Below are 25,322 nucleotides of genomic sequence, written 5' to 3'. Positions count from 1 at the left end.
TTCTGGCCTGGAATAACCGATGCCCTCTGTCTACCGCCTGGCAATGCCAGCATTGTGCCTGTCGCTGATCCTGCCTTGTGCGTTTTCCGTCGAAGCCGCCGATCCGGCGCCCGCCGCCTCGGCGGAAAAACCTGCCGAAGCGAAACCCGTCGAACGCCAGCCACTGCTTGAGCGTAGTCAGGAAGAAGCCGCCGCACTCGGCCGTACGGTTCCGGCGCAAGAGCAGCAACAGTTGCAGGCCGGCAGCGACACCTTCCTCGCCCTGTGGAAAACCGCCAACACCGCCGAACCCAAGGGCGCGGTGATTATCATCCCCGGCGCCGGCGAAACCGCTGACTGGCCGCAAGCAATCGGCCCGTTGCGGCAGAAATTGCCCGACGCCAAGTGGAGCAGCCTGAGTATCACCCTGCCCGACCTGCAAAGCGATGCCATCGCACCGCGCGTCGTCGAGCCCGTCGCCGCGCCGAAAGCGCCGGAAACCGCCAGCAAGGATGCCACCACCGCGCAGCCGATTGAGCAGGCCGCCGGCGGTGAAGCCGAGGTCGCCGATCAAGTTGCGGCCGACACCGTGGAAGAACAGGAAAAGGCTGACGGCGAGCGCATCTTTGCCCGCATCGACGCGGCCATTGCCTACGCCGAACAGCAGAGCGCGCGCAGCATTGTCGTGCTCGGTCATGGCACCGGGGCTTATTGGGCGGCGCGTTATCTGAGCGAGAAGCAGACTGCGCAGGTGGAGAAGTTTGTAATGGTCGATGCGCAGACACCGGCCAAAGCCAAACCGGCATTGGCGGAACTGACACCGACATTGAAATTGCCGACCGCAGATATTTTCTACATGGACAAGGCGCTGGATCGCAACGCAGCGCTGGAGCGTATGCAGGCGAGCAAGCGGTTGAAGACTTCGGCGTTTAGCCAGGTGGCTTTGCAGGCGTTGCCGGATAAAAAGGCGGAGCAGGAACAGTTGGTCCGCCGGGTGCGCGGCTGGTTGAATCCGCAGAACACCGACTGATAAAGCTAAAAGATCGCAGCCTTCGGCAGCTCCTACAGGAAACGCATTCCAAGGTAGGAGCTGCCGAAGGCTGCGATCTTTTGATCTTCAACGGTCAGCGAAAATCCCGCCGCTCACGAATCAATGTGTAGGCATTGTGCAACTCACGCGTACGCTCGGTTGCCTCACGCACCTGCGCCGTCGTCGCGCCCGTGCCGGCAATCTTGTCCGGGTGATGCCGACTCAACAGCCGCCGGTACGCCCGTTTGATCTGCGCCGGTTCGCTATTGGCCGACACCCCGAGCAAACGCATCGCCTCCTGATAACTCACCGCCGCACTGACGATTGGCCGCTTGCCGGGCTCGTAATCACTGGCCAGCGCCTGCACCTGCTGCACTGTCCAGCCCAGCCACTTTCCCCACTGCGCCAACAATTCACGCTCGCTGACACCGGCGCGACCATCGGCCCAGACCATCCGCCAACAGGCGCGCAAGACACCCTCGGCAGCATGCGGCTGGCCGCTGAGCCGACGCAGATACCCGCGCAGACTGTCGTTACCCGACTTGCCGCGATTGAACGCGGCAATCGCCCGACGCATTGCCGGATCACTCATCTCCAGCGCACGCATTTCATTGCGCGCCTGCTGGATATGCCCGTCAGTGACGCGCCCGTCACTCTTGGCCAGACGCCCGAGCAGCACAAACAATAATTCGTCGTTGCGCAACATCGGTCGACCGCCGAGTTTTTCGCGTAAATGCCCCCAGCTCTGCAAGTGCAGACGCCGATCCAGCGCCTGCCCCAACAATGCCCCAAGCATGGCCCCCGGAATGCTGGCAATCGCAAAACCCGCTCCGGCTCCAATCAGAGTCCCTGGCCACAACATGTCAGCGACTCGCTTCTATCAATGTTTCCGCTTCCGCGAGACGCTCGTGGGTGCCGACATCCACCCAGTGACCTTTGAGACGTTCGCCAGTGACTTCGCCTTCGGCCATGGCTTTGCGCAGCAGCGGCGCGAGTTTGAAAGCGCCGTCCGTGCAACCGTCGAACAGTTGCGGATGCAGTACCGCGATGCCGCTGTAGGTCAAAGTCGCAGCATCGGCCTGGCCGTCGATCACCTGCCCATCGACCAGAGAAAAGTCGCCAGTCGGGTGATGCGCCGGGTTGTCCGCCAGCACCAGATGCGCCAGACCGTTGATCGGTTGATGCAGCACGCTGAAGTCGTAATCCGTCCAGATATCACCGTTGACCACCAGAAACGCATCGTCACCGAGCAACGGCAGCGCACGGAAAATCCCGCCGCCGGTTTCCAGCGGCTCACCTTCCGGCGAGTACTGGATGCTCAGACCGAATTGCGAGCCGTCACCGAGGTAATCCTCGATCTGCTGACCGAGCCAGGCGTGGTTGATCACGATCTCGTTGAAACCGGCGGCCGCAAGGGCACGCAGGTGATATTCGATCAAGGGCACGCCGCCGGCGCGCACCAGCGGTTTCGGAGTGGTCAGGGTCAGCGGGCGCATGCGCTCGCCTTTGCCTGCCGCCAGAATCATTGCCTTCATGCTGTGGCTCCACCCCGCAGGCTGGTGAACAGCGCTTGCAACTCGGCCAGTTCCGGGCGACGGGCGATCACTGCTTCTATATAGGAGAAGAAACGCGGCACGTCGGCCAGGTAACGCGGCTTGCCATCGCGGTGGCAGATGCGCGCGAAGATGCCGATGACTTTCAAGTGACGCTGCACGCCCATCAGGTCGCTGGCACGCAGGAAGTCTTCGAAGTCCGGCTGCACCGGAATATTCAGTGCCGAGGCTTGCTGCCAGTAATTTTCCAGCCAGCCGCGCACACGTTCTTCAGGCCAACTGAGGAAGGCGTCCTTGAACAGGCAGGTGACGTCGTAAGTGACCGGGCCGTAGACCGCGTCCTGAAAATCCAGCACGCCGGGATTCGGCTCGCTGAGCATCAGGTTGCGCGGCATGTAGTCGCGGTGCACCAGCACTTTCGGCTGGGCCAGGGCGCTGTCGATCAACAGATCGCTGATCTGCTGCCACTGCTGTTGCTGGGCCGAATCGAATTCGACGCCGAGTTCACGCTTCACATACCACTCGGGGAACAGTTCCAGCTCACGGCGCAGCAAGGCGACGTCATAACTCGGCAGCGGCGCCACCATCGGCAACTGCTGAAAAGCCAGCAATGCCTGCAGGGCATCGCTGAACAATGCGTCGGCATTTTCGCCATCGATCACGTCGAGATAGGTCTTGTTGCCCAGGTCATTGAGCAAAAGAAAACCGCGCTCGAGGTCTTCTGCGTAAATTTTCGGCACATTTATTCCGGATTTCGCCAGCAAAAAAGCGATATCCACGAACGGTTTGCAGTTTTCCTGGGGTGGCGGAGCGTCCATGACGACAAAGCTTTTGCCCTCGCCTTCCCAACGGAAGTAACGGCGGAAACTCGCGTCGCTGCTGGCCGCAGTCAACGTGGCCGGGGGCAAAGCGCCCCAACCCTGATCTGCAAAGAGGATTGCCAGCTGTTCATCGAGCCAAACTTTCAGGTGTTGCAAGCGTACATCTTGGTCAGGCATTGCAAGGGTCTCCGACGGCGCTAGCCGTCAAGCGGGTCATGCTTTATTATCCAGCATCTTTTTCAGACCATCGAGAGGCGTGCGGCCCACACCGCGGGCAGATGGCACGCAGGAAGCCCGGACTAATAAGATGGCATTGAAATCCCCCGCGTTTCGTAAAAAATTTCCGTTGTTGGTAACCGGCAGTCTGCTGGCTATGCAACCTCTGGCCAGTCAATTCGTTGTTGCCGCCGAGCAGTATGACTGCTCCGTCTCGGCAACGGGTGGTTGGGCCTGTGCGCCCAAGGCGACGGCGGCTGCATTGCCTCCGCGCCCAGTGCATGACGGCAGTGCCGTCAGCGCTGCCGGCGACGCTGCGACCGAGAACGGTTCGACCGCCGACACCGGCCCTAAAACAGCACTCGTCACCGAAGCCAAAGGCCGCGGCCTGAAAGCCCGTAGCGAAGACTACAGTCACCTCGACTGGGTTCCGCGCGAGAAGCTGACCGCCGCGCAACTGGCCGAAACCGGCCCGTATTGCTCAGGTGCCTACATCGAGCCGACTCGTCCTGGCATGAATGACAAGACGAGCAAAAGCGACGCGCCTACCTTTATCGGCGCAAAAGCCTCGCGCTATAACACCGATGATCAAGTCGGTACGTTGGCCGGTGATGTCGTCTTGCGTCAGGGCAGCATGCAGGTCGAATCCGACGAGGCAAGCCTGTACCAGGCCGAGAGCCGCGCCGAACTCGCGGGCGATGTTCGCATCCGTGACAACGGCGCGCTGATCGTCGGCGACCACGCCGATGTGCAGCTCGACACCGGTGAAGCCAAGGTCGACAACGCCGAATACGTGATGCACAAATCGCGTATACGCGGCAGCGCGCTGTACGCCAAGCGTGCCGAGAACGCGATCATCCGCTTGAAGGACGGCACGTACACCACGTGCGAACCGAACAGCAACGCCTGGCAGCTCAAGGGCAACAACATCACCTTGAACCCGGCCACCGGGTTCGGTACTGCGACCAACGTGACACTGCGGGTCAAGGACATTCCGATCCTGTACACCCCGTACATCTACTTCCCGATCGACGACCGTCGTCAGTCCGGTTTCCTGCCGCCGACCATCGGCACAGGTACCGATACCGGCTTTATGCTGGTTACTCCGTACTACTTCAACCTGGCGCCGAACTACGATGCCACGTTGTATCCACGTTACATGAGCAAGCGCGGCATGCTGGTCGAAGGCGAATTCCGCTACCTGACCAAGTCGAGCGAAGGTCAGTTCGGCGCGGCGTTCCTCAACGACGAGGATGACGATCGCGACAAGCAGACCGACTCCAAGTCGACCCGTTACATGTACAACTGGCAACACAAGGGTGGCCTGGACTCGCGCATCCTGACGCAAGTCGACTACACCAAGATCAGCGATCCTTACTACTTCCAGGATCTGGAAACCGATCAGATCGGCGTGAAAAGTGCTGACTACGTGAACCAGCAAGGTTCGGTTACCTATCGAGGCGACAGTTACACGGCGCGTTTAAACGCCCAGTCCTATCAACTGGCCACCGTAGCTAACACCACCCCGTATGACCGTCTGCCGCAGATCACTTTCAATGGTCAGCTGCCGGTTCACCCGGAAGGCCTGCAATTCGATTACGAGACTGAGCTGGTTCGTTTCGACCGGGATTTGAAAACCGGCAACTACACCGATAAAGATGGCGGGCCGTTCAACGAAGATGGCACCGTCGGCACGCCGCGTCTGGATAACAACATTCGTGGGCTGGATCGTGCTAACGGTGACCGCCTGAACCTGAAGCCGGGTGTCAGCCTGCCGATGAACTGGACTTATGGCTTCCTTAAGCCATCGCTTAAGTACCAGTACACTCAGTACCAACTGGATCTGGACGGTACCGGCAAATCCCAGATCGCCCAGCAGACCCCTGAACAGGACAAGTTGAACGGCACGTTCGACAGCAACCAGAACCGTGGCGTACCTATCGCCAGCATCGACAGCGGCCTGTATTTCGATCGTAAGACTTCCTACTTTGGCAAGAATTACAATCAGACTCTGGAACCGCGCCTGTACTACCTCTACGTACCAGAGAAAGATCAGGAAGATATTCCGGTATTCGATACCAGCGAATACACCTTCAACTATGCATCGCTGTTCCGTGACAACCGCTTCTCCGGTTCCGACCGTGTCGGCGACGAGAACAAACTGTCGCTGGGCGTGACCAGTCGCTGGATTGAAGACGACGGCTTCGAACGCCAACGCGTCAGCGTCGGCCAAGCCCTGTACTTCAAGGATCGCAAGGTTCAGTTGCCAGGCATCAGCTTTGCTGACCGTGACGATGCGCGCTCGAACGTTTCGCCTTACGCACTGGAATACGAATATCGCTGGAACCGTGATTGGCGCACCACTGCCGATTACAACTGGGATCCGGACAGCCGCAGCCCACGTTCCGGCAGCGCGATGTTCCACTACCAGCCAGAAGACAATCCGAACAAGATCGTCAACGTCGGCTATCGCTATCGCAACGACCAGGTTCGCTACGACCAGAACACCGGTAAGTGGACTGTGGGCGGCGGTGACTACGGTACTCCGGGGCAGCCTGGCTACGTGAAGGACTACTACAAAATCCAGCAGCATGATTTCTCGGTCATCTGGCCGATCGTTCCGCAGTGGAGCGCGATCAGCCGCTGGCAGTACGACTACAACCGCAACCGTACGCTGGAAGCCTTCGGTGGTTTCGAATACGACAACTGCTGCTGGAAACTGCGCCTGATCAACCGTTACTGGGTTTCCTACGACGAATTCAGTCAGGAAGCTCCGCAAAACGAAAAAGGCGACCACGGCGTCTTCCTCCAAATTGTTCTGAAGGGACTGGGCGGCCTGACTGGCGCCAAGGCTGAGAGTTTCCTCGACAAAGGCATCCAAGGTTATCGTCAACGTGAAGACCAAGCTTTCTGATTGTCTGCGCCCGCTGATGCTGGGCGCGCTGTTCCTGAGTACGGCGGGTAACGCCGCCGTTCAGTCCATCGATAAAGTGGTCGCGATCGTCGACAACGACGTGGTCATGCAGAGCCAACTGGATCAACGCGTCCATGAAGTTCAGCAGACCATCGCCAAGCGTGGAGGCGGTCAGCCGCCTCCAGGCGTACTGGATCAACAGGTGCTTGAGCGCCTGATCGTCGAAAACCTGCAACTGCAGATCGGCGAACGCTCCGGTATCCGCATCACCGATGAAGAGCTGAACCAGGCTGTCGGCACCATTGCTCAACGCAACAACATGACTGTGGATCAATTCCGCGCTGCCCTGGCTCACGACGGTCTGTCTTACGACGACGCTCGTGATCAGATCCGCCGTGAAATGGTCATCAGCCGTGTACGTCAGCGTCGTGTGGCAGAACGCATCCAGGTCTCCGAGCAGGAAGTGAAAAACTTCCTCGCTTCCGATCTGGGCAAAATGCAGCTGTCGGAAGAACTGCACCTGGCCAATATCCTGATTCCAACCCCGGAAAGCGCCAACTCTGAAGCAATTCAGAACGCTGCCCGTCAGGCCATGGATGTTTACCAGCAGCTCAAACAAGGCGCCGACTTCGGTCAATTGGCTGTAGCCAAATCCGCCAGCGACAACGCACTGGAAGGCGGCGACATGGGCTGGCGTAAAGCTGCTCAATTGCCACCTCCGTTCGACCGCGAGCTGAGCAGTATGGCCGTAGGCGACATCACTCAACCAGCGCGCACACCGGGTGGTTTCATCATCCTCAAGCTGCTGGCCAAGCGTGGTGGCGAGACCCAGATGCGAGACGAAGTGCATGTCCGCCATATTCTGGTGAAGCCAAGCCCGATTCGCGACGAAGCCAAAACCAAAGCCCTGGTGCAGTCGCTGTATGACCGCATCGTGGCCGGTGAAGACTTCGCTGAACTGGCGAAAAGCTACTCCGAAGACCCGGGTTCGGCGCTCAACGGCGGCGACCTGAACTGGATCGATCCGGGCGCACTGGTGCCGGAATTCCGCGAAGTGATGGCCAAGACCCCACAAGGTCAGCTGTCCAAGCCATTCCAGACCCAATACGGCTGGCACGTTCTGGAAGTCCTTGGCCGTCGCGCCACTGACAGCACCGAACAGGCCCGCGAGCAGCAAGCCATGACCGTACTGCGTAACCGCAAATACGACGAAGAGCTGCAAACCTGGTTGCGTCAGATCCGTGACGAAGCGTACGTAGAGATCAAACTCCCTGGTGCAGACCAGGCAGCGCAGTGAAACCCAAGCGTTTCGCGCTGACACCCGGCGAACCAGCCGGCATCGGTCCCGACCTGTGCCTGCTGCTCGCCTCGCAAGCCCAGCCACATCCCCTGATTGCCATCACCAGCCGCGACCTGCTCAATGAGCGAGCCGCGCAGTTGGGGCTGGCCGTCAATTTGCTGGATGTCGGCCCGAATCACTGGCCGGACGCCCCGGCGCCCGCCAACAGCCTGTACGTCTGGGATACCCCGCTCAGCGCCCCCGTGGTGGCCGGGCAACTGGACAAGGCCAACGCTGCTTTCGTCCTTGAAACCCTGACCCGTGCCGGCAACGGCTGCCTGAACGGCGATTTCGCCGGGATGATCACCGCCCCGGTACACAAAGGCGTGATCAACGAGTCGGGCATCGCGTTCTCCGGGCATACGGAATTTCTGGCTGATCTGACCCATACCGCACAGGTTGTGATGATGCTGGCGACACGCGGTTTGCGCGTGGCACTGGTCACCACGCACCTGCCCCTGCGCGAGATTGCCGATGCGATCACGCCGGAACGGCTGGAACGGGTCACGCGAATTCTGCACAGCGATCTGCAAAACAAATTCGGCATCGCCCAGCCACGCATTCTGGTGTGCGGACTCAACCCGCACGCTGGCGAAGGCGGACACCTGGGCCATGAAGAAATCGACATCATTGAACCGACATTAGAGCGCCTGCGCGGCGAGGGCATGGACCTTCGTGGCCCGCTGCCTGCCGACACTCTGTTTACCCCCAAATATCTGGAGCACTGCGACGCAGTGCTGGCGATGTACCACGACCAGGGCCTGCCTGTGCTTAAGTACAAAGGCTTCGGCGCTGCCGTCAACGTGACCCTGGGCCTGCCGATCATCCGCACATCGGTCGACCACGGCACTGCTCTGGATCTGGCCGGCAGCGGCAAGATCGACACCGGCAGCCTGCAAGTCGCCCTGGAAACCGCCTACCAGATGGCCGAGACCCGTTTATGACCGAGCAATACCAACACAAGGCGCGCAAACGCTTTGGCCAGAACTTCCTGCACGATGCCGGCGTTATCGACCGCATCCTGCGCTCCATCAGCGCCAAGCCTGACGATCGCCTGCTGGAAATCGGCCCGGGCCAAGGCGCACTGACCGCCGGCCTGCTGAATTCCGGCGGGCAGCTCGACGTGGTGGAACTGGACAAGGATCTGATCCCGATCCTCAACCAGCAGTTCGCCGGCAAGAGCAATTTCAACCTGCACCAGGGCGATGCACTGAAGTTCGACTTCAACACGCTCAACGCCGCGCCAAACAGCCTGCGTGTGGTCGGTAACCTGCCGTACAACATTTCGACGCCGCTGATTTTTCACCTGTTGAACAACGCCGGCATCATTCGCGACATGCACTTCATGCTGCAGAAAGAAGTGGTCGAGCGTCTGGCCGCAGGCCCTGGCGGTGGTGACTGGGGTCGTCTGTCGATCATGGTTCAGTACCACTGCCGCGTCGAACATCTGTTCAACGTTGGCCCGGGCGCGTTCAACCCGCCGCCAAAAGTAGATTCGGCGATTGTTCGTCTGGTGCCGCACGCCGTGCTGCCGCACCCGGCCAAGGATCACAAGTTGCTGGAGCGCGTTGTGCGCGAAGCCTTCAACCAGCGTCGCAAGACTCTGCGCAACACCCTCAAACAATTGCTCAGCAATGCCGAGATCGAAGCCGCTGGCGTCGATGGCAGCCTGCGTCCGGAGCAACTGGATCTGGCCGCGTTCGTGCGCCTGGCCGATCAGCTCGCAGTACAAGTCCCGGCCTCCCCCGCCGCCGACTGACATACGATGAACGCTATCGGGCAGGACGCCACTCTGGTTTACTGCCCGATACTTGCCTAGACTGATTCCCCATCAGCTACGCCCCGCGTTCCGCTTCGTTAAGGCCCCTTGCATGTCCGATTCCCGTTACCAGGTCGATGTCAGCGTCGTTACCCGCTATCTGGCAGACCAATCGCAACCCGAGTACGACCGTTTCGCCTTCGCCTACACCATCACCGTGCAGAACAATGGCGCGATCCCGGCCAAGCTGCTGTCGCGGCACTGGGTGATCACCGATGGCGATGGCCACGTCGAAGAAGTACGCGGCGCCGGCGTGGTGGGTCAGCAACCGCTGATCAATGCCGGGCAAAGCCACACCTACAGCAGCGGCACGGTCATGACCACCAAGGTCGGCACCATGCAGGGCACTTATGAAATGGTCGCCGACGACGGCAAACATTTCGACGCCATCATCAAACCTTTCCGCCTAGCGGTGCCCGGAGCCTTGCACTGATGGCAACCTATGCCGTCGGCGACCTGCAAGGCTGCCTCGAACCGCTGAAGTGTCTGCTCAAGCAAGTCGCGTTTGATCCGACGCTCGATCGGCTATGGCTGGTCGGCGATCTGGTCAACCGAGGCCCGCAGTCGCTGGAAACCCTGCGTTTTCTGTACGGCATGCGCGAGTCGCTGGTCTGCGTGTTGGGCAATCACGATCTGCATCTGCTGGCTGCCGCCAAAAATATCGAGCGTTTGAAGAAGTCCGACACCTTGCGCGAGATTCTCGACGCACCGGACTGTGCCGAACTGCTTGAGTGGGTGCGTCAGCAGAAGCTGATGCACTACGACGAAATGCGTGATGTCGCCATGGTTCACGCCGGCATTCCACCGCAATGGTCACTGCGCCGCGCCTTGAAGTGCGCGGATGAAGTCGAAACAGCGCTGCGCGACGACAACCTGTTCCCCGCCTACCTCGACGGCATGTACGGCAACGATCCGGCGAAATGGGACAACGACCTCAAAGGCGTGACTCGCCTGCGCGTGATCACCAACTACTTCACGCGCATGCGTTTCTGCACCGCCGAGGGCAAGCTCGACCTCAAGAGCAAGGAAGGCCTCGACACTGCCCCGCCCGGCTACAAACCGTGGTTTCAGCACAAAGAGCGCAAGACCAAAGGCCTGCGCATCATCTTTGGTCACTGGGCGGCCCTTGAAGGCAATATCCATGAGCCAGGCATCTCGGCGCTGGACACCGGTTGTGTCTGGGGCGGCAGCCTGACCCTGATGAACGTCGACAGCGGCGAACGCCTGTCATGCAAATGCGATGAACACGGTGGTCTCGCGCCAACCGTCGCACCACTTATCCCCGAAACTTCGCCAGTCAACGCACCGCGTTAAACTGCGCTTTCAGCCGAGCAACAGGAACCCGCCATGAGCGAATTCAAACGAATCCCCCCGGAACAGGCCCAGGCCCTGCGTGAGCAAGGTGCCGTCGTCGTCGACGTCCGTGATCCGGCGACTTTCGCTGCCCTGCACATCAGCGGCTCGAAGCATCTGGACAATCATTCCCTGCACGCCTTCATTCAAGGCGCTGACCTCGATGCACCGACCGTGGTCGTCTGCTATCACGGCAATTCCAGCCAGGGCGCTGCGGCGTACCTGATCAGCCAAGGCTTTTCCGACGTCTACAGCATGGACGGCGGCTTCGAGTTGTGGCGTACGACTTATCCTGCGGAAACCGCGCAAGGCACCGCCGAATAATTTTTTTGTCACGCGCAGGCCCCGGCTGCCGTGGGCCTGCGCGGGCAGACGAACGGTCTTGCCACAACTAATTACGTATCTCGCCTTTACCTCCTGAATTCCCAACTATCCTTAAGCCCAGGCCATCCAAAACAGGGGAGAGCCGGTACACCGGCGCACGGGTCATCGGGAGTGACTTTCGCGATTGTCGATCGTGGAAGTGTTCTGGGGGGTAAACAAACAGCTGCCAAAACGGTTGTTTGCCAGCATCGACTGAGTGATCCGGCGTCGGCTCCACGTATCGAGCGAGGTGACGTCATGAGTATCTTTAGCCACTTCCAACAACGCTTCGAGTCCACACGCCAGGAAGAACTCTCGCTGCAAGAGTACCTGGAGCTGTGCAAGAAAGACCGTAGCGCCTACGTTTCCGCCGCCGAGCGTCTATTGCTGGCCATCGGCGAACCGGAACTGCTCGACACCTCGACCAATTCGAGGCTGTCACGCATCTTCTCCAACAAGGTGATCCGTCGCTATCCGGCCTTTGAAGACTTCCACGGGATGGAAGAATGCATCGACCAGATCGTTTCGTATTTCCGCCACGCCGCCCAAGGCCTGGAAGAGAAGAAACAAATCCTTTACCTGCTCGGCCCCGTCGGTGGCGGTAAATCGTCCCTGGCCGAGAAGCTGAAACAGCTGATCGAGAAAGTGCCCTTCTACGCGATCAAGGGCTCGCCGGTATTCGAGTCGCCTTTGGGTCTGTTCAACGCCACCGAAGATGGCGCGATCCTCGAAGAAGATTTCGGCATTCCGCGGCGCTACCTGAACACCATCATGTCGCCCTGGGCGACCAAACGTCTGGCCGAATTCGGCGGCGACATCAGCCAGTTCCGCGTGGTCAAACTGTACCCGTCGATCCTCAATCAGATCGCCGTGGCCAAAACCGAACCGGGTGACGAGAACAACCAGGACATCTCGGCGCTGGTCGGTAAAGTCGACATTCGCAAACTCGAGGAATACCCACAGAACGACGCCGACGCTTACAGCTACTCCGGTGCGCTGTGCCGGGCCAACCAAGGCCTGATGGAATTCGTCGAAATGTTCAAGGCACCGATCAAGGTGCTGCACCCGTTGTTGACCGCGACTCAGGAAGGCAACTACAACAGTACCGAAGGCCTCGGCGCGATTCCGTTCACCGGGATCCTGCTCGCCCACTCCAACGAGTCGGAATGGCACACCTTCCGCAACAACAAGAACAACGAAGCCTTCATCGACCGGATCTACATCGTCAAAGTGCCGTATTGCCTGCGCGTCAGCGACGAAGTGAAGATCTACGACAAACTGCTGTTCAACAGTTCTCTGGCCAAAGCGCATTGCGCACCCGACACCCTGAAAATGCTCGCGCAGTTCACTGTGCTGTCACGTCTCAAGGAGCCGGAAAACTCCAACATTTATTCGAAGATGCGCGTCTACGACGGTGAAAACCTCAAAGACACCGATCCGAAAGCCAAGTCGATTCAGGAATACCGCGACTCTGCAGGCGTTGATGAGGGCATGAACGGTCTGTCGACCCGCTTTGCATTCAAGATCCTGTCCAAGGTCTTCAACTTCGATCCGCATGAAATCGCCGCCAACCCGGTGCACCTGCTCTATGTGCTGGAACAGCAGATCGAACAGGAACAATTCCAGGCCGAAACCCGCGAACGCTATCTGCGCTACCTGAAAGAATACCTGGCACCGCGTTATATCGAATTCATCGGCAAGGAGATCCAGACCGCCTACCTCGAGTCTTACAGCGAGTACGGCCAGAACATCTTCGACCGCTACGTGCTGTACGCGGACTTCTGGATTCAGGATCAGGAATACCGCGATCCGGAAACCGGTGAGATCCTCAACCGGGTCGCCCTGAACGAAGAACTGGAGAAAATCGAAAAACCGGCCGGCATCAGCAATCCGAAGGATTTCCGTAACGAAATCGTTAACTTCGTCCTGCGCGCCCGGGCCAACAACAACGGCAAGAACCCGACCTGGCTCAGCTACGAAAAACTGCGCGTGGTCATCGAGAAGAAAATGTTCTCGAACACCGAGGATCTGCTGCCGGTCATCAGCTTCAACGCCAAGGCCAGCAAGGAGGATCAGCAAAAGCACAACGACTTCGTCACTCGAATGGTCGAACGCGGCTACACCGACAAACAGGTACGGCTTCTTTCCGAATGGTACCTACGGGTACGGAAGTCGCAGTGAAGCAGCTGCAAGCTTCTAGCTACGAGCTGCAAGAACAAAGCGCGTAACCCACTGATGCCCGGGAACCTGCTTTTACTTGCAGCTTGAAGCTCACAACTTGAAGCTGCCCGGAGGGCTTCCTATGAGTTATGTGATCGACCGACGTTTGAATGGCAAGAACAAGAGCACGGTAAACCGCCAGCGTTTCCTGCGGCGTTACCGTGACCACATCAAAAAGGCAGTCGAAGAGGCGGTCAGCCGGCGCTCCATCACCGATATGGAGCATGGCGAACAGATCAGTATTCCCGGTCGCGACATCGACGAACCGGTGCTTCACCACGGCCGTGGCGGCAAGCAGACCGTGGTTCATCCCGGTAACAAGGAATTCACCGCCGGCGAACACATCGCTCGGCCACCGGGCGGTGGCGGCGGGCGCGGCCCGGGCAAGGCCGGTAACTCCGGCGAAGGCATGGACGAGTTCGTCTTCCAGATTACCCAGGAAGAATTCCTCGAATTCATGTTCGAAGACCTCGAGCTGCCCAACCTGGTCAAACGTAATCTGAGCGGTACTGACACCTTCAAAACCGTGCGCGCCGGCATCAGTAACGAAGGCAACCCGTCCCGGATCAACATCATCCGCACCCTGCGTTCAGCCCATGCACGGCGCATCGCTTTGTCTGGCAGTAGCCGGGCGAAACTGCGCGAAGCCAAAGCAGAACTCGAGCGGCTGAAACGCGAAGAGCCAGATAACTTCGGCGATATTCAGGAACTCGAAGCAGAAATCGAGAAACTCAGCGCGCGCATTCATCGCGTACCGTTCCTCGACACCTTCGACCTGAAATACAACCTGCTGATCAAGCAACCAAATCCCAGCTCGAAGGCCGTGATGTTCTGTCTGATGGACGTGTCCGGCTCCATGACCCAGGCGACCAAGGATATCGCCAAACGCTTTTTCATCCTGCTGTACCTGTTCCTCAAGCGGAACTACGACAAGATCGACGTGGTGTTCATCCGCCACCACACCAGTGCGCGCGAAGTCGACGAAGAAGAGTTTTTCTATTCACGGGAAACCGGCGGCACCATCGTTTCCAGTGCATTGAAACTGATGCAAGAGATCATGGCCGAGCGTTATCCGAGCAACGAATGGAACATCTACGCGGCGCAGGCCTCCGACGGTGATAACTGGAACGATGACTCGCCGATCTGCCGCGACATCCTGATCAACCAGATCATGCCGTTTGTGCAGTACTACACTTACGTGGAGATCACCCCGCGCGAACATCAGGCCTTGTGGTACGAGTACGAACGCATCGCCGACGCCTTTTCTGACACTTTTGCCCAGCAGCAACTGGTCTCGGCCGGGGATATCTATCCGGTCTTCCGTGAACTCTTCCAGCGCAGGTTAGTGACATGACCGCCAAAGAGCAGAAGCGCCAACCCATTTCCACCGGCTCTGAATGGACGTTCGAGCTGATCCAGACCTACGACCGCGAAATCGCCCGTATCGCGGCCGGCTATGCGCTGGACACCTACCCCAACCAGATCGAAGTGATCACCGCCGAGCAGATGATGGACGCCTATGCCTCGGTGGGCATGCCGCTGGGTTATCACCATTGGTCCTACGGCAAACACTTCCTCAGCACCGAAAAATCCTACAGCCGCGGGCAGATGGGCCTGGCGTACGAGATCGTGATCAACTCGGATCCGTGCATCGCCTACCTGATGGAAGAAAACACCATTTGCATGCAGGCGCTCGTGGTGGCGCACGCGTGCTATGGCCACAACAGTTTCTTCAAGGGCAATTACCTGTTCCGCACCTGGACCGACGCCAGTTCGATCATCGATTATCTGGTGTTCGCCAAGCAGTACATCATGCAGTGCGAGGAGCGCCACGGCATCGACGCGGTGGAGGACTTGCTCGACTCCTGCCACGCGCTGATGAATTACGGCGTCGACCGCTACAAACGCCCCTACCCTATTTCCGCCGAAGAAGAACGCCGGCGGCAAAAGGATCGCGAAGAACACATGCAAAAGCAGATCAACGATCTGTGGCGCACCATTCCCAAAGGCGCGGACAAATACAGCGACAAGGACAACGCACGCTTCCCGGCCGAGCCGCAGGAAAACATTCTTTACTTCATCGAGAAACACGCGCCATTGCTCGAGCCTTGGCAGCGCGAGATCGTGCGTATCGTGCGCAAGATCGCCCAGTACTTTTATCCACAGCGCCAAACCCAGGTGATGAACGAAGGCTGGGCAACTTTCTGGCACTACACGCTGATGAACGACCTGTACGACGAGGGCCTGGTCACCGACGGTTTCATGATGGAGTTCCTCACCTCACACACCAGCGTGGTGTTCCAGCCAGGTTTCGATAGCCCTTACTACAGCGGCATCAACCCGTACGCATTGGGTTTCGCCATGTACCGCGACATCCGGCGCATGTGTGAGGAACCTACCGAAGAGGATCGCCACTGGTTCCCGGACATCGCCGGGAGCGACTGGCTGTCGACGATCAAATTCGCCATGAGCAGCTTCAAGGACGAGAGCTTCATCCTGCAATATTTGTCACCGAAGGTGATCCGCGATCTGAAACTGTTCAGCATCATGGATGACGATCAGAAGGACGATTTGCTGGTGCCTGCGATCCATGACGAGCCCGGTTACCGGATCATCCGCGAAACCCTGGCCGCGCAATACAACCTCGGCAACCGTGAACCGAACGTGCAGATTTACAGCATCGATCGACGTGGCGACCGCTCACTGACCCTGCGGCACCAGCAGCACGACCGCAAACCGCTCGGCGATTCCACTGAAGAGGTGCTCAAACACCTGCACCGTTTGTGGGGCTTCGATATTCATCTGGAAACGCTGCAGGGCGACCAGATCATGAAAACCCATCACGTGCCGCCGCGCAGTGAACACAGCGAAGGGGATTACGGCCGGCTCGACCTCGCCGTCATTCATCTTTGAAACGGTTGTGGCCTCCGAAAGTCCGGCGCAAGGGTTATCCTGTCGGGCTAACGGAGGTTTTTTATGCAGATTTTCAAGGTTGGCGGCGCGGTTCGTGATCGCTTGCTGGGCAAACCGGTTACCGATATCGATTGGGTCGTGGTCGGCGCTACCACGGAAGAAATGCTCGCCAAGGGCTATCGACCGGTCGGCGCAGATTTTCCGGTATTTCTTCATCCGAAAAGCGGCGAGGAGTACGCCCTCGCCCGCACCGAACGTAAAAGCGGTCGCGGCTATGGCGGCTTCACCTTTCACGCCAGTCCCGAAGTGACGCTTGAAGAAGACCTGATTCGCCGCGACCTGACCATCAACGCCATCGCTGAAGACGATCAGCAAAATCTGACCGATCCATACCACGGTCAGCGCGATCTCGAAGCGCGAATCCTGCGTCACGTATCCCCGGCGTTCGCCGAAGATCCCCTGCGTGTCCTGCGTGTAGCCCGCTTCGCGGCGCGTTATGCCGGGCTCGGTTTTAGCGTTGCGCCGGAGACGCTTGAGTTGATGCGTCAACTCAGTGAGTCCGGTGAACTGGAGGCACTGACCGCTGAGCGCAGTTGGAAAGAAATCTCCCGCGCGCTGATGGAAAACCAGCCACAGGTATTCATTCAGGTGCTTCGTGATTGCGGCGCGCTGAAAGTCTTGATGCCGGAAGTGGATGCGCTGTTCGGCGTGCCGCAACCGGAAGCGCATCACCCGGAAATCGACACCGGGCTGCACACGCTCAGCGTGCTGGAGCAATCAGCGCTGCACAAACAACCGCTGACCGTACGCTGGGCCTGCCTGCTGCACGATCTTGGCAAAGGCTTGACGCCGGAAGAGGAATGGCCACGGCACATCGCCCATGAGCACACCGGGCTGAAGCTGATCAAAGCGGTCAATGAACGCTTTAAAGCGCCGAAGGATTGCCAGGAACTGGCCTTGCTGGTTGGCAAATACCACACCCATGGGCACCGGGCGCTGGAGCTGAAGGCTTCGACGCTGCTGGAGTTGTTGCAGAGTTTTGACGTGTATCGCCGGCCGCAGCGGTTTGAAGAATTTATTGCTGCGTGCGAAATGGATGCCCGGGGCCGCAAGGGGCTGGAGCAGAGAAGTTATCCACAGGCGGATTATTTGCGCGGTGCAGCGAAGGTAGCGCGGGAGGTTGCGGTGCAGCCATTGCTGGAGAAGGGATTCACGGGGCCGGAGTTGGGTGAGGCGCTGAAGCGTGAGCGGCTTAAGGCATTGAAAGTGTACAAAGAGAACGCTTGAAGCAAGATCAAAAGATCGCAGCCTTCGGCAGCTCCTACATGGGAATACGCGTTTCTCTGTAGGAGGTGCCGCAGGCTGCGATCTTTTGCTTTTAAAGACCCGAAGGCGTGAGCTGCTGCCCACGCCACTCAAACCCGACCGGTGCCAGCACCTGATCAATCTGCGCCTCTGCCCACAATGTCGCGAAGCTTTTTCCCACACCAGGATGCACGCGATCCGGCGCAATCAGCGACAACGGCCACAACACAAAAGCATTTTTCAGAATTTCCGCACGCGGCAGCACCAGACCGTCAAAATTGCCCGCCAGATCGCCGTACAACAGCACGTCGATATCCAGCGGCAAGCCCTTGCGATCCGGGGCATATCGACCGTTATCCGCCTCAATAAACTTCAAGCGACGATCCAGTTCAATCAACGGCAGATCGGTAAACGCCGACACCACAAAATTGAAGAACGGCCCGCTCTTGATCCCGACTGGCTGGCTCTCGAACACCGCCGAACAGCGGATATCCACCAGAAACGTCGCCAACGCGTCGAGACCTGCACGCAAATGGGTTTCGCGCTCGATATTGCTACCGAGCCCGAGGTAGACCTGAGTCAGCGACATCCGCGCTCGATCTCCACACCCACGCCGCCCTTGGCCGCCGGTACCGCGCCAGGCTTGGTCAGCTTCAGCCGAACCCAAGTGATGTTGAATTCACTCATCAGCACTTCGACCAGACGCTCGGCGAACGTCTCGACCAGTTGAAACTGCGCTTGCTCGGCGAAAGCCTGAATCCGTGTGGAAACGCTGGCGTAATCGAGCGCCAGGGTCAGGTCGTCACCGGCGGCGGCCGGGCGATTGTCCCAGGCGAAGCTCAGATCAAGACGCAGGCACTGGCGGATGCCGCGCTCCCAGTCGTAGGCACCGATCACGGTATCGACTTCCAGGCCCTCGATAAACACTCTGTCCAAGCACTTCTCTCCGCTGCACGACAAGGGCGCAATGCGCCGTTAGAATCAGGGCGTCCTCGCCCGGAATAGTTAGCATGTTTTGGTTACTGGCGACTCTCGCCTACCTGCTCGGCTCGCTGTCCTTCGCCATTTTGCTCAGCCGCCTGACCGGAAATCCGGATCCGCGAATGAGTGGCTCGGGTAATGCCGGCGCCACCAACATGCTCCGCCTGGTCGGTCGCAAACTGGCGATCCTGACCCTGCTGGGTGATCTGTGCAAAGGCCTGGTGCCGGTGCTGATTGCCTCGGCTGTCGGCCTTTCGCTGCAGGAGCAGGCGTGGATCGGCGTGTGTGCCGTGATCGGTCACCTGTTCCCGCTGTATTTCCGCTTCCGTGGTGGCAAAGGTGTCGCCACCGCCGCCGGCATGCTGCTGGGCCTGTATCCGCCCGCCGCGCTGCTGGCCGTGTGCGCCTGGCTGGTGACGTTCTACCTGACCCGCACCAGCTCGCTGGCGGCACTGATCGCCACGCCGCTGACCCTGCCACTGCTGGCCTGGCAAGAACCGGAGGCGCTACTGCCGATGAGCGCGCTGACACTGCTGATCGTCTGGCGCCACCGCGGCAATCTACGCGACCTGTTTGCCGGGCGCGAACGGCATTTTTAAATACCGCCCATGAGCGCCGCTCATCACAGCGGCGACAACTGCTCCATCGGCCAACGCGCCTGCACGCTGATCGCCAGACTTTCCTGCTGACCGGCCTGCAAGCGCTGGCAACCGGCAAACGCGACCATCGCGCCGTTATCGGTGCAGAACTCCGGACGCGCATAAAACACATCACCCTTCATGTCGCCGAGCATTTTCTCCAGCGAAACGCGCAAAGCCTTGTTGGCGCTGACGCCGCCAGCGATCACCAGACGCTTCATGCCCGCCTGTTTCAGGGCGCGCTTGCACTTGATGGTCAAAGTCTCCACCACGGCCTGCTGGAACGCCAGCGCGATGTCGCAACGGGCTTGCTCGTTGTCGTCCCCGGCGCTGACGCACTGCTGCCAGGCGTTGAGCGCGGAGGTTTTCAGACCGCTGAAGCTGAATTGCAGGCCCGGGCGATCGCACATCGGACGCGGAAAGGTAAAACGTCCTGCAACGCCCTTCTCCGCCAACTTGGCGATTTCCGGCCCGCCCGGATAATTCAGGCCCATCATTTTCGCGGTTTTGTCGAATGCTTCGCCGGCAGCGTCGTCGAGCGTCTCGCCGAGCAAGGTGTATTGACCGATGCCATCGACCTGAACCAGCTGCGTATGACCGCCCGAGACCAACAAAGCGACGAACGGGAATTCCGGCGGTTTTGGCTCCAGCATCGGTGCGAGCAAATGCCCTTCCATGTGGTGCACGCCGAGCGCCGGAATGCCCCAGGCAAACGCCAGCGCCTGAGCGCAGGAAGCGCCGACCAGCAACGCGCCAACCAGGCCAGGGCCCGCGGTATAGGCGATCGCGTCGATCTCGGTGGGTACACAGTCCGCTTCGGCCAACACCTGACGAATCAAGGGCAGCATGCGTTTGACGTGGTCACGCGAGGCGAGCTCCGGCACCACACCGCCATAGGCGCGGTGCAGGTCGATCTGGCTGAACAGTGCGTCGGCCAGCAGACCGCGCTCACTGTCATATAATGCGACGCCGGTTTCGTCGCAGGAGGTTTCTAATCCCAGTACTAGCATGGGTTTGCGCCTTGTTTAGGCTGACTTCGAAGGCGCGCATAATAGTCGCCACGTGATGCCCCGACCAGCGGTTTTCGATCAGAGGCTTTGCATTCCGAGCGATGAGGGGTTAACATCCGCAACCCTTAAAAACCGACGTCTTCAAGTGCTCTTTTGCCGCGAGGATGTTGACCCCGGTAATGAATGAAGGTAGCTCTGGATGCCAGCCGTCAAAGTTAAAGAGAACGAACCCTTCGACGTAGCTCTGCGTCGTTTCAAGCGCTCCTGCGAAAAAGCCGGTGTACTGGCTGAAGTTCGTAGCCGCGAATTTTACGAGAAGCCAACTTCTGAGCGTAAGCGCAAAGCAGCAGCCGCTGTTAAGCGTCACGCCAAGAAAGTTCAGCGCGAACAGCGCCGCGCCGTTCGTCTGTACTAATACACAGACGTTCGTAGCAAGCTTCTTGCCTAAGCCCGGCTCTGAGCCGGGCTAATGGCATTTGCGTAAAACGCTTGATGCTTCAACGTCGAAGCCGCACACGCGACTAAGACGAATCTGCTTCACACGTCAGACCTGGCTCTTTTGCCAGCGGTGCACGTCTTTTCTGACGAGCCTTTCAAGGCTACTGACGAGCACACCCACTGATTCCTCTCACGACGATCAGCCCAAGGCACCTGCATGCGTGCCCGCTTTATTGAGCTATCCGAGGCCCTCAACCGGCCGTCAGCGGATTCAGCGCAACACTTTCAAATAGTCGAAGACTGATAGGTACTAACGTCAGTGGATTTTCGGCAGATACACTTCCCGACAGCGATTACGCAGACGACACCGGTCGAGCCGCACTTTTTGCGTGCTTCAAACAACGACCCGCGTCCGGCAGCCTTACGCATCGGACTTATTGCAGCGCAGACGACGAGAATGCCATGGCCGGGCTAATTCCCCAGAGCTTCATTGACGACCTGCTGAACCGCACCGACATCGTCGACGTGGTCAGTTCGCGCGTGCAATTGAAGAAGGCCGGCAAGAACTACACCGCCTGTTGCCCGTTTCACAAAGAGAAAACTCCGTCGTTCAGCGTCAGCCCCGACAAGCAGTTCTATTACTGCTTCGGCTGCGGCGCCGGCGGTAATGCCCTCGGTTTTCTCATGGATCACGACAACCTGGATTTCCCCCAGGCCATCGAAGATCTGGCGAAAGCCGCCGGCATGGAAATCCCCCGCGAAGAAAGCGGCCGCGAGCGCAAGCCACGGCAACCGACTGATTCGCCGCTCTACCCGCTACTCACCGCCGCTGCCGATTTTTACAAGCAGGCCCTCAAGAGCCACCCCGCGCGCAAAGCTGCCGTGGATTACCTCAAGGGTCGCGGCCTGACCGGCGAGATCGCCCGGGATTTCGGCCTCGGCTTCGCGCCGCCTGGCTGGGATAACCTGTTCAAACATTTGAGCAGCGACACCCTTCAGCAAAAAGCCATGATCGACGCCGGGCTGCTGATCGAGAACGCCGAAACCGGCAAACGCTATGACCGCTTCCGCGATCGCGTGATGTTCCCGATCCGCGACACCCGTGGCCGCATCATCGCCTTCGGTGGCCGCGTACTCGGCGACGACAAACCGAAGTACCTGAACTCCCCGGAAACCCCGGTTTTCCATAAAGGTCAGGAACTCTACGGCCTTTATGAAGCACGCAAGAACAACCGCAACCTCGACGAAATCATCGTCGTCGAAGGTTATATGGACGTCATCGCGCTCGCCCAACAAGGCCTGAAAAATGCCGTCGCAACGTTGGGCACCGCGACCAGCGAAGAACATTTGAAGCGCCTGTTTCGCGTCGTGCCGAACGTGTTGTTCTGTTTCGACGGCGACCAGGCTGGCCGCAACGCCGCGTGGCGCGCACTCGAAGCAACGCTGTCGAGCCTGCAGGACGGCCGTCGCGCACGCTTTCTGTTCCTGCCCGAAGGCGAAGATCCGGATACGCTGGTTCGCGCTGAAGGCACCGATGCCTTCAAGGCGCGCATCAATCAGCACGCTCAGCCGCTGGCGGATTATTTCTTCCAGCAACTGACCGAAGAGTCTGACCCGCGTTCGCTCGAAGGCAAGGCGCACATGGCCACCCTCGCCGCACCGTTGATCGACAAAGTGCCGGGCGCCAACCTGCGCATCCTGATGCGTCAGCGCCTGACCGAAATCACCGGCCTGAGCAGCGAAACCGTCAGTCAGCTTGCGCAAAATGCGCCGCAGGAAGCGCCGCCCGCTTACGACCCGGGCATCAATTACGACGCAATGCCGGACTACAGCGACTACCATCAGCCGCAGGCACAGGACATGTATGTGCCGCAGCAGGAATGGACGCCGAAGAAACCCGGCGCTGGCGGCAAGAAGTGGGACAAGAAGCCTTGGGATAAAAACGGCAAGCGTGGCGGCGATCGCGACCAGCAACGCCCGCGCACGCCGATTGGCGTGGAATCGCCAACCCTCACCGCCCTGCGCACACTGCTCCATCACCCGCAACTGGCCGAGCGCGTCGAAGATGCCGGGCACATTGCGGACGAGAATCAGACCAACGCCCAGCTGCTTGTGGCGCTGCTCGAAGCCGTACAGAAGAATCCCAAGCTAAACTCATTTCAGTTGATCGCGCGATGGCACGGCACTGAACAGGGTCGATTGCTCAAGGCATTGGCAGAAAAGGAGTGGTTGATTGACGGAGATAACCTTGAACAACAGTTTTTCGACACCATTACTAGCTTGTCAGCCCGCCAACGCGAGCGAAATCTTGAACAGTTACTCAGGAAAGCCCGTCAAAGCGAACTGAGTATTGAAGAGAAAAATCAACTGCGCGACCTTCTAAGTCGCAATGTTTCCGCATCAAACCCGACCTCAACTGGCGCGTGAGGTCATAGCTCAGGTATAATCCTCGGCTTGTTTTTTGCCCGCCAAGACCTTCAGTGGATAGGGTGTTATGTCCGGAAAAGCGCAACAGCAGTCTCGTATTATTGAGTTGATCAAACTGGGTCGTGAGCAGAAGTATCTGACTTACGCCGAGGTCAACGACCACCTGCCCGAGGATATTTCAGATCCAGAGCAGGTGGAAGACATCATCCGCATGATTAACGACATGGGGATCCCCGTACACGAGAGTGCTCCGGATGCGGACGCCCTTATGTTGGCCGACGCCGATACCGACGAGGCCGCTGCGGAAGAAGCAGCCGCCGCGTTGGCAGCGGTGGAGACCGATATCGGTCGCACCACTGACCCGGTGCGCATGTACATGCGTGAAATGGGTACGGTCGAGCTTCTGACTCGTGAAGGCGAAATTGAAATCGCCAAACGAATCGAAGAAGGCATCCGTGAAGTGATGAGCGCAATTGCGCACTTCCCTGGCACGGTTGACCATATTCTCTCCGAGTACACTCGTGTGACCACCGAAGGTGGCCGCCTGTCCGACGTCCTGAGCGGTTATATCGACCCGGACGACGGCATTGCGCCGCCTGCCGAGGTACCGCCGCCTGTCGAAGCGAAAGTCGCGAAAGCCGACGACGAAACCGACGACGAAGAAGCCGAATCTTCCGATGACGAAGAAGAAGCCGAAAGCGGTCCGGATCCGGTTATCGCCGCCCAGCGTTTTGGCGCGGTCGCCGACCAGATGGAAATCACCCGCAAGGCCCTGAAAAAGCACGGTCGCAGCAACAAGGCAACGATTGCCGAATTGCTGGCGCTGGCCGAGCTGTTCATGCCGATCAAACTGGTACCGAAGCAATTCGAAGGTTTGGTTGAACGTGTTCGCGGTGCCCTTGATCGTCTGCGTCAGCAAGAGCGCGCGATCATGCAATTGTGTGTACGTGATGCACGTATGCCACGCGCTGATTTCCTGCGTCAGTTCCCGGGTAACGAAGTCGACGAAAGCTGGTCCGACGCCCTGGCCAAAGGCAAGAGCAAGTATGCCGAAGCCATTGGTCGCGTACAGCCGGACATCATTCGTTGCCAGCAGAAACTGATCGCGCTGGAAACCGAAACCGGTCTGACCATCGCTGAAATCAAGGACATCAACCGTCGCATGTCGATCGGTGAGGCCAAGGCCCGCCGCGCGAAGAAAGAGATGGTTGAAGCCAACTTGCGTCTGGTGATCTCGATCGCCAAGAAGTACACCAACCGTGGCCTGCAATTCCTCGATCTGATCCAGGAAGGCAACATCGGCTTGATGAAAGCGGTAGACAAGTTCGAATACCGTCGTGGTTACAAGTTCTCGACTTATGCCACCTGGTGGATCCGTCAGGCGATCACTCGCTCGATCGCCGACCAGGCCCGCACCATCCGTATTCCGGTGCACATGATCGAGACGATCAACAAGCTCAACCGTATTTCCCGGCAGATGTTGCAGGAAATGGGTCGCGAACCGACCCCGGAAGAGCTGGGCGAACGCATGGAAATGCCTGAGGATAAAATCCGTAAGGTATTGAAGATCGCTAAAGAGCCGATCTCCATGGAAACGCCAATCGGTGATGACGAAGACTCCCATCTGGGTGACTTCATCGAAGACTCGACCATGCAGTCGCCAATCGATGTCGCCACTGTTGAGAGCCTGAAAGAAGCGACTCGCGAAGTGCTGTCCGGCCTCACTGCCCGTGAAGCCAAAGTACTGCGCATGCGTTTCGGTATCGACATGAACACCGACCACACACTCGAAGAAGTGGGCAAACAGTTTGACGTAACGCGTGAGCGGATCCGTCAGATCGAAGCCAAGGCGCTGCGCAAGCTGCGCCACCCGACGCGAAGCGAGCATCTGCGCTCCTTCCTCGACGAGTGATACCAGAACCCCCGGCCCAGGCCGGGGGTTTTGTTTTTAGGCAGATTAAATTCCTCGCACCACCCTCCCCGCTGCAGTCCGCGTCTACACT

At 58.9% G+C, this 25,322-nt stretch carries 22 protein-coding genes; 16 read left to right on the top strand and 6 right to left on the bottom strand.

Translation table 11 applies throughout. The features are described 5' to 3' along the window. Positions 1-19 precede the first annotated feature (19 nt). Positions 20-1,009 (top strand): alpha/beta hydrolase family protein, encoded by a 990-nt coding sequence (locus ACP3TY_RS28525; protein WP_426619017.1) that lies wholly within the window; start codon positions 20-22, stop codon positions 1,007-1,009. Between the two features lie 94 nt (positions 1,010-1,103). Here ACP3TY_RS28525 and ACP3TY_RS28520 read toward each other — a convergent pair whose 3' ends face one another. From ACP3TY_RS28520 to ACP3TY_RS28510, 3 genes are read right to left on the bottom strand one after another with little or no spacing between them, the layout of a single operon-like run. Next, entirely contained in the window at positions 1,104-1,871 is a 768-nt protein-coding gene (locus tag ACP3TY_RS28520) for a TerB family tellurite resistance protein (protein ID WP_053124388.1), read from the bottom strand. Between the two features lies 1 nt (position 1,872). Then, complete coding sequence (murU, locus tag ACP3TY_RS28515) at positions 1,873-2,544, bottom strand: N-acetylmuramate alpha-1-phosphate uridylyltransferase MurU (RefSeq protein ID WP_212550064.1); 672 nt, start codon at positions 2,542-2,544, stop codon at positions 1,873-1,875. Then, the gene (locus tag ACP3TY_RS28510; RefSeq protein ID WP_426619016.1) at positions 2,541-3,560 is read right to left on the bottom strand and encodes an aminoglycoside phosphotransferase family protein; all 1,020 of its coding nucleotides are present in this window, start codon (positions 3,558-3,560) and stop codon (positions 2,541-2,543) included. The genes murU and ACP3TY_RS28510 overlap by 4 nt, the downstream gene beginning before the upstream one ends. A 130-nt stretch (positions 3,561-3,690) precedes the next feature. Between ACP3TY_RS28510 and ACP3TY_RS28505 the strand changes: the two genes are divergently transcribed. The 11 genes from ACP3TY_RS28505 (at position 3,691) to ACP3TY_RS28455 (ending at position 17,807) form a co-directional block, all read left to right on the top strand. Then, positions 3,691-6,513 carry an LPS-assembly protein LptD gene (locus tag ACP3TY_RS28505; RefSeq protein WP_426619015.1) on the top strand — a complete coding sequence of 941 codons (2,823 nt, stop codon included), beginning with the start codon at positions 3,691-3,693 and terminating at the stop codon, positions 6,511-6,513. Beyond that, positions 6,494-7,810 (top strand): peptidylprolyl isomerase SurA, encoded by a 1,317-nt coding sequence (gene surA, locus ACP3TY_RS28500; protein ID WP_156316189.1) that lies wholly within the window; start codon positions 6,494-6,496, stop codon positions 7,808-7,810. Before ACP3TY_RS28505 ends, surA begins: the two co-directional genes overlap by 20 nt. Further along, positions 7,807-8,796: a 4-hydroxythreonine-4-phosphate dehydrogenase PdxA gene (gene pdxA, locus ACP3TY_RS28495; protein ID WP_212544990.1), complete on the top strand. Its 990-nt coding sequence runs from the start codon at positions 7,807-7,809 to the stop codon at positions 8,794-8,796. The genes surA and pdxA overlap by 4 nt, the downstream gene beginning before the upstream one ends. Further along, positions 8,793-9,611, top strand: coding sequence for a 16S rRNA (adenine(1518)-N(6)/adenine(1519)-N(6))-dimethyltransferase RsmA (rsmA, locus tag ACP3TY_RS28490; RefSeq protein ID WP_053124397.1), 819 nt, complete (start codon positions 8,793-8,795; stop codon positions 9,609-9,611). The genes pdxA and rsmA overlap by 4 nt, the downstream gene beginning before the upstream one ends. Positions 9,612-9,723: 112 nt before the next feature. After that, positions 9,724-10,104: a Co2+/Mg2+ efflux protein ApaG gene (gene apaG / locus ACP3TY_RS28485; RefSeq protein WP_426619014.1), complete on the top strand. Its 381-nt coding sequence runs from the start codon at positions 9,724-9,726 to the stop codon at positions 10,102-10,104. Further along, a complete protein-coding gene (locus ACP3TY_RS28480; RefSeq protein ID WP_159814854.1) occupies positions 10,104-10,985 on the top strand; it encodes a symmetrical bis(5'-nucleosyl)-tetraphosphatase in 882 nt (293 codons plus the stop codon). Before apaG ends, ACP3TY_RS28480 begins: the two co-directional genes overlap by 1 nt. A gap of 33 nt (positions 10,986-11,018) precedes the next feature. Then, a complete protein-coding gene (glpE, locus tag ACP3TY_RS28475; protein ID WP_016983139.1) occupies positions 11,019-11,348 on the top strand; it encodes a thiosulfate sulfurtransferase GlpE in 330 nt (109 codons plus the stop codon). A 297-nt stretch (positions 11,349-11,645) separates the two neighbouring features. Beyond that, positions 11,646-13,568 (top strand): PrkA family serine protein kinase, encoded by a 1,923-nt coding sequence (locus ACP3TY_RS28470; RefSeq protein WP_007910115.1) that lies wholly within the window; start codon positions 11,646-11,648, stop codon positions 13,566-13,568. 121 nt (positions 13,569-13,689) lie between these two features. Then, on the top strand, positions 13,690-14,961 hold the full coding sequence (locus tag ACP3TY_RS28465) for a YeaH/YhbH family protein (RefSeq protein ID WP_053124403.1): 1,272 nt from the start codon (positions 13,690-13,692) through the stop codon (positions 14,959-14,961). Next, positions 14,958-16,520, top strand: coding sequence for a SpoVR family protein (locus ACP3TY_RS28460; RefSeq protein ID WP_053124404.1), 1,563 nt, complete (start codon positions 14,958-14,960; stop codon positions 16,518-16,520). Before ACP3TY_RS28465 ends, ACP3TY_RS28460 begins: the two co-directional genes overlap by 4 nt. A gap of 63 nt (positions 16,521-16,583) precedes the next feature. Then, positions 16,584-17,807: a multifunctional CCA addition/repair protein gene (locus ACP3TY_RS28455; protein WP_426619013.1), complete on the top strand. Its 1,224-nt coding sequence runs from the start codon at positions 16,584-16,586 to the stop codon at positions 17,805-17,807. Between the two features lie 91 nt (positions 17,808-17,898). Here ACP3TY_RS28455 and folK read toward each other — a convergent pair whose 3' ends face one another. Beyond that, positions 17,899-18,414, bottom strand: coding sequence for a 2-amino-4-hydroxy-6-hydroxymethyldihydropteridine diphosphokinase (gene folK / locus ACP3TY_RS28450; protein WP_426619012.1), 516 nt, complete (start codon positions 18,412-18,414; stop codon positions 17,899-17,901). Beyond that, on the bottom strand, positions 18,405-18,761 hold the full coding sequence (gene folB, locus ACP3TY_RS28445; protein ID WP_158953239.1) for a dihydroneopterin aldolase: 357 nt from the start codon (positions 18,759-18,761) through the stop codon (positions 18,405-18,407). Before folB ends, folK begins: the two co-directional genes overlap by 10 nt. Positions 18,762-18,835: 74 nt before the next feature. On the opposite strand from folB, the gene plsY reads away from it, so the two are divergent. Beyond that, on the top strand, positions 18,836-19,405 hold the full coding sequence (plsY, locus tag ACP3TY_RS28440; RefSeq protein ID WP_212544994.1) for a glycerol-3-phosphate 1-O-acyltransferase PlsY: 570 nt from the start codon (positions 18,836-18,838) through the stop codon (positions 19,403-19,405). A gap of 23 nt (positions 19,406-19,428) precedes the next feature. Here the strand turns inward: plsY and tsaD are convergent, their stop codons facing one another. Then, positions 19,429-20,454, bottom strand: a complete 1,026-nt coding sequence (tsaD, locus tag ACP3TY_RS28435; protein WP_426619011.1) for a tRNA (adenosine(37)-N6)-threonylcarbamoyltransferase complex transferase subunit TsaD — start codon at positions 20,452-20,454, stop codon at positions 19,429-19,431. Positions 20,455-20,653: 199 nt separating this feature from the next. On the opposite strand from tsaD, the gene rpsU reads away from it, so the two are divergent. The 3 genes from rpsU to rpoD all read left to right on the top strand — a co-directional run bounded on the left by rpsU (position 20,654) and on the right by rpoD (position 25,231). Beyond that, the gene (gene rpsU, locus ACP3TY_RS28430) at positions 20,654-20,869 is read left to right on the top strand and encodes a 30S ribosomal protein S21 (RefSeq protein WP_002551877.1); all 216 of its coding nucleotides are present in this window, start codon (positions 20,654-20,656) and stop codon (positions 20,867-20,869) included. A gap of 485 nt (positions 20,870-21,354) precedes the next feature. Further along, entirely contained in the window at positions 21,355-23,319 is a 1,965-nt protein-coding gene (gene dnaG / locus ACP3TY_RS28425) for a DNA primase (RefSeq protein WP_053124418.1), read from the top strand. A 67-nt stretch (positions 23,320-23,386) separates the two neighbouring features. Further along, positions 23,387-25,231 (top strand): RNA polymerase sigma factor RpoD, encoded by a 1,845-nt coding sequence (gene rpoD / locus ACP3TY_RS28420; RefSeq protein WP_053124420.1) that lies wholly within the window; start codon positions 23,387-23,389, stop codon positions 25,229-25,231. The last annotated feature ends 91 nt before the right edge of the window (positions 25,232-25,322 follow it).

The organism is Pseudomonas rustica (assembly GCF_049959085.1).
GTDB lineage: Bacteria > Pseudomonadota > Gammaproteobacteria > Pseudomonadales > Pseudomonadaceae > Aquipseudomonas > Aquipseudomonas rustica.
The sequence above is the reverse complement of the archived record's forward strand: the minus strand, read 5'-3'. Positions and strand labels throughout refer to the sequence as shown.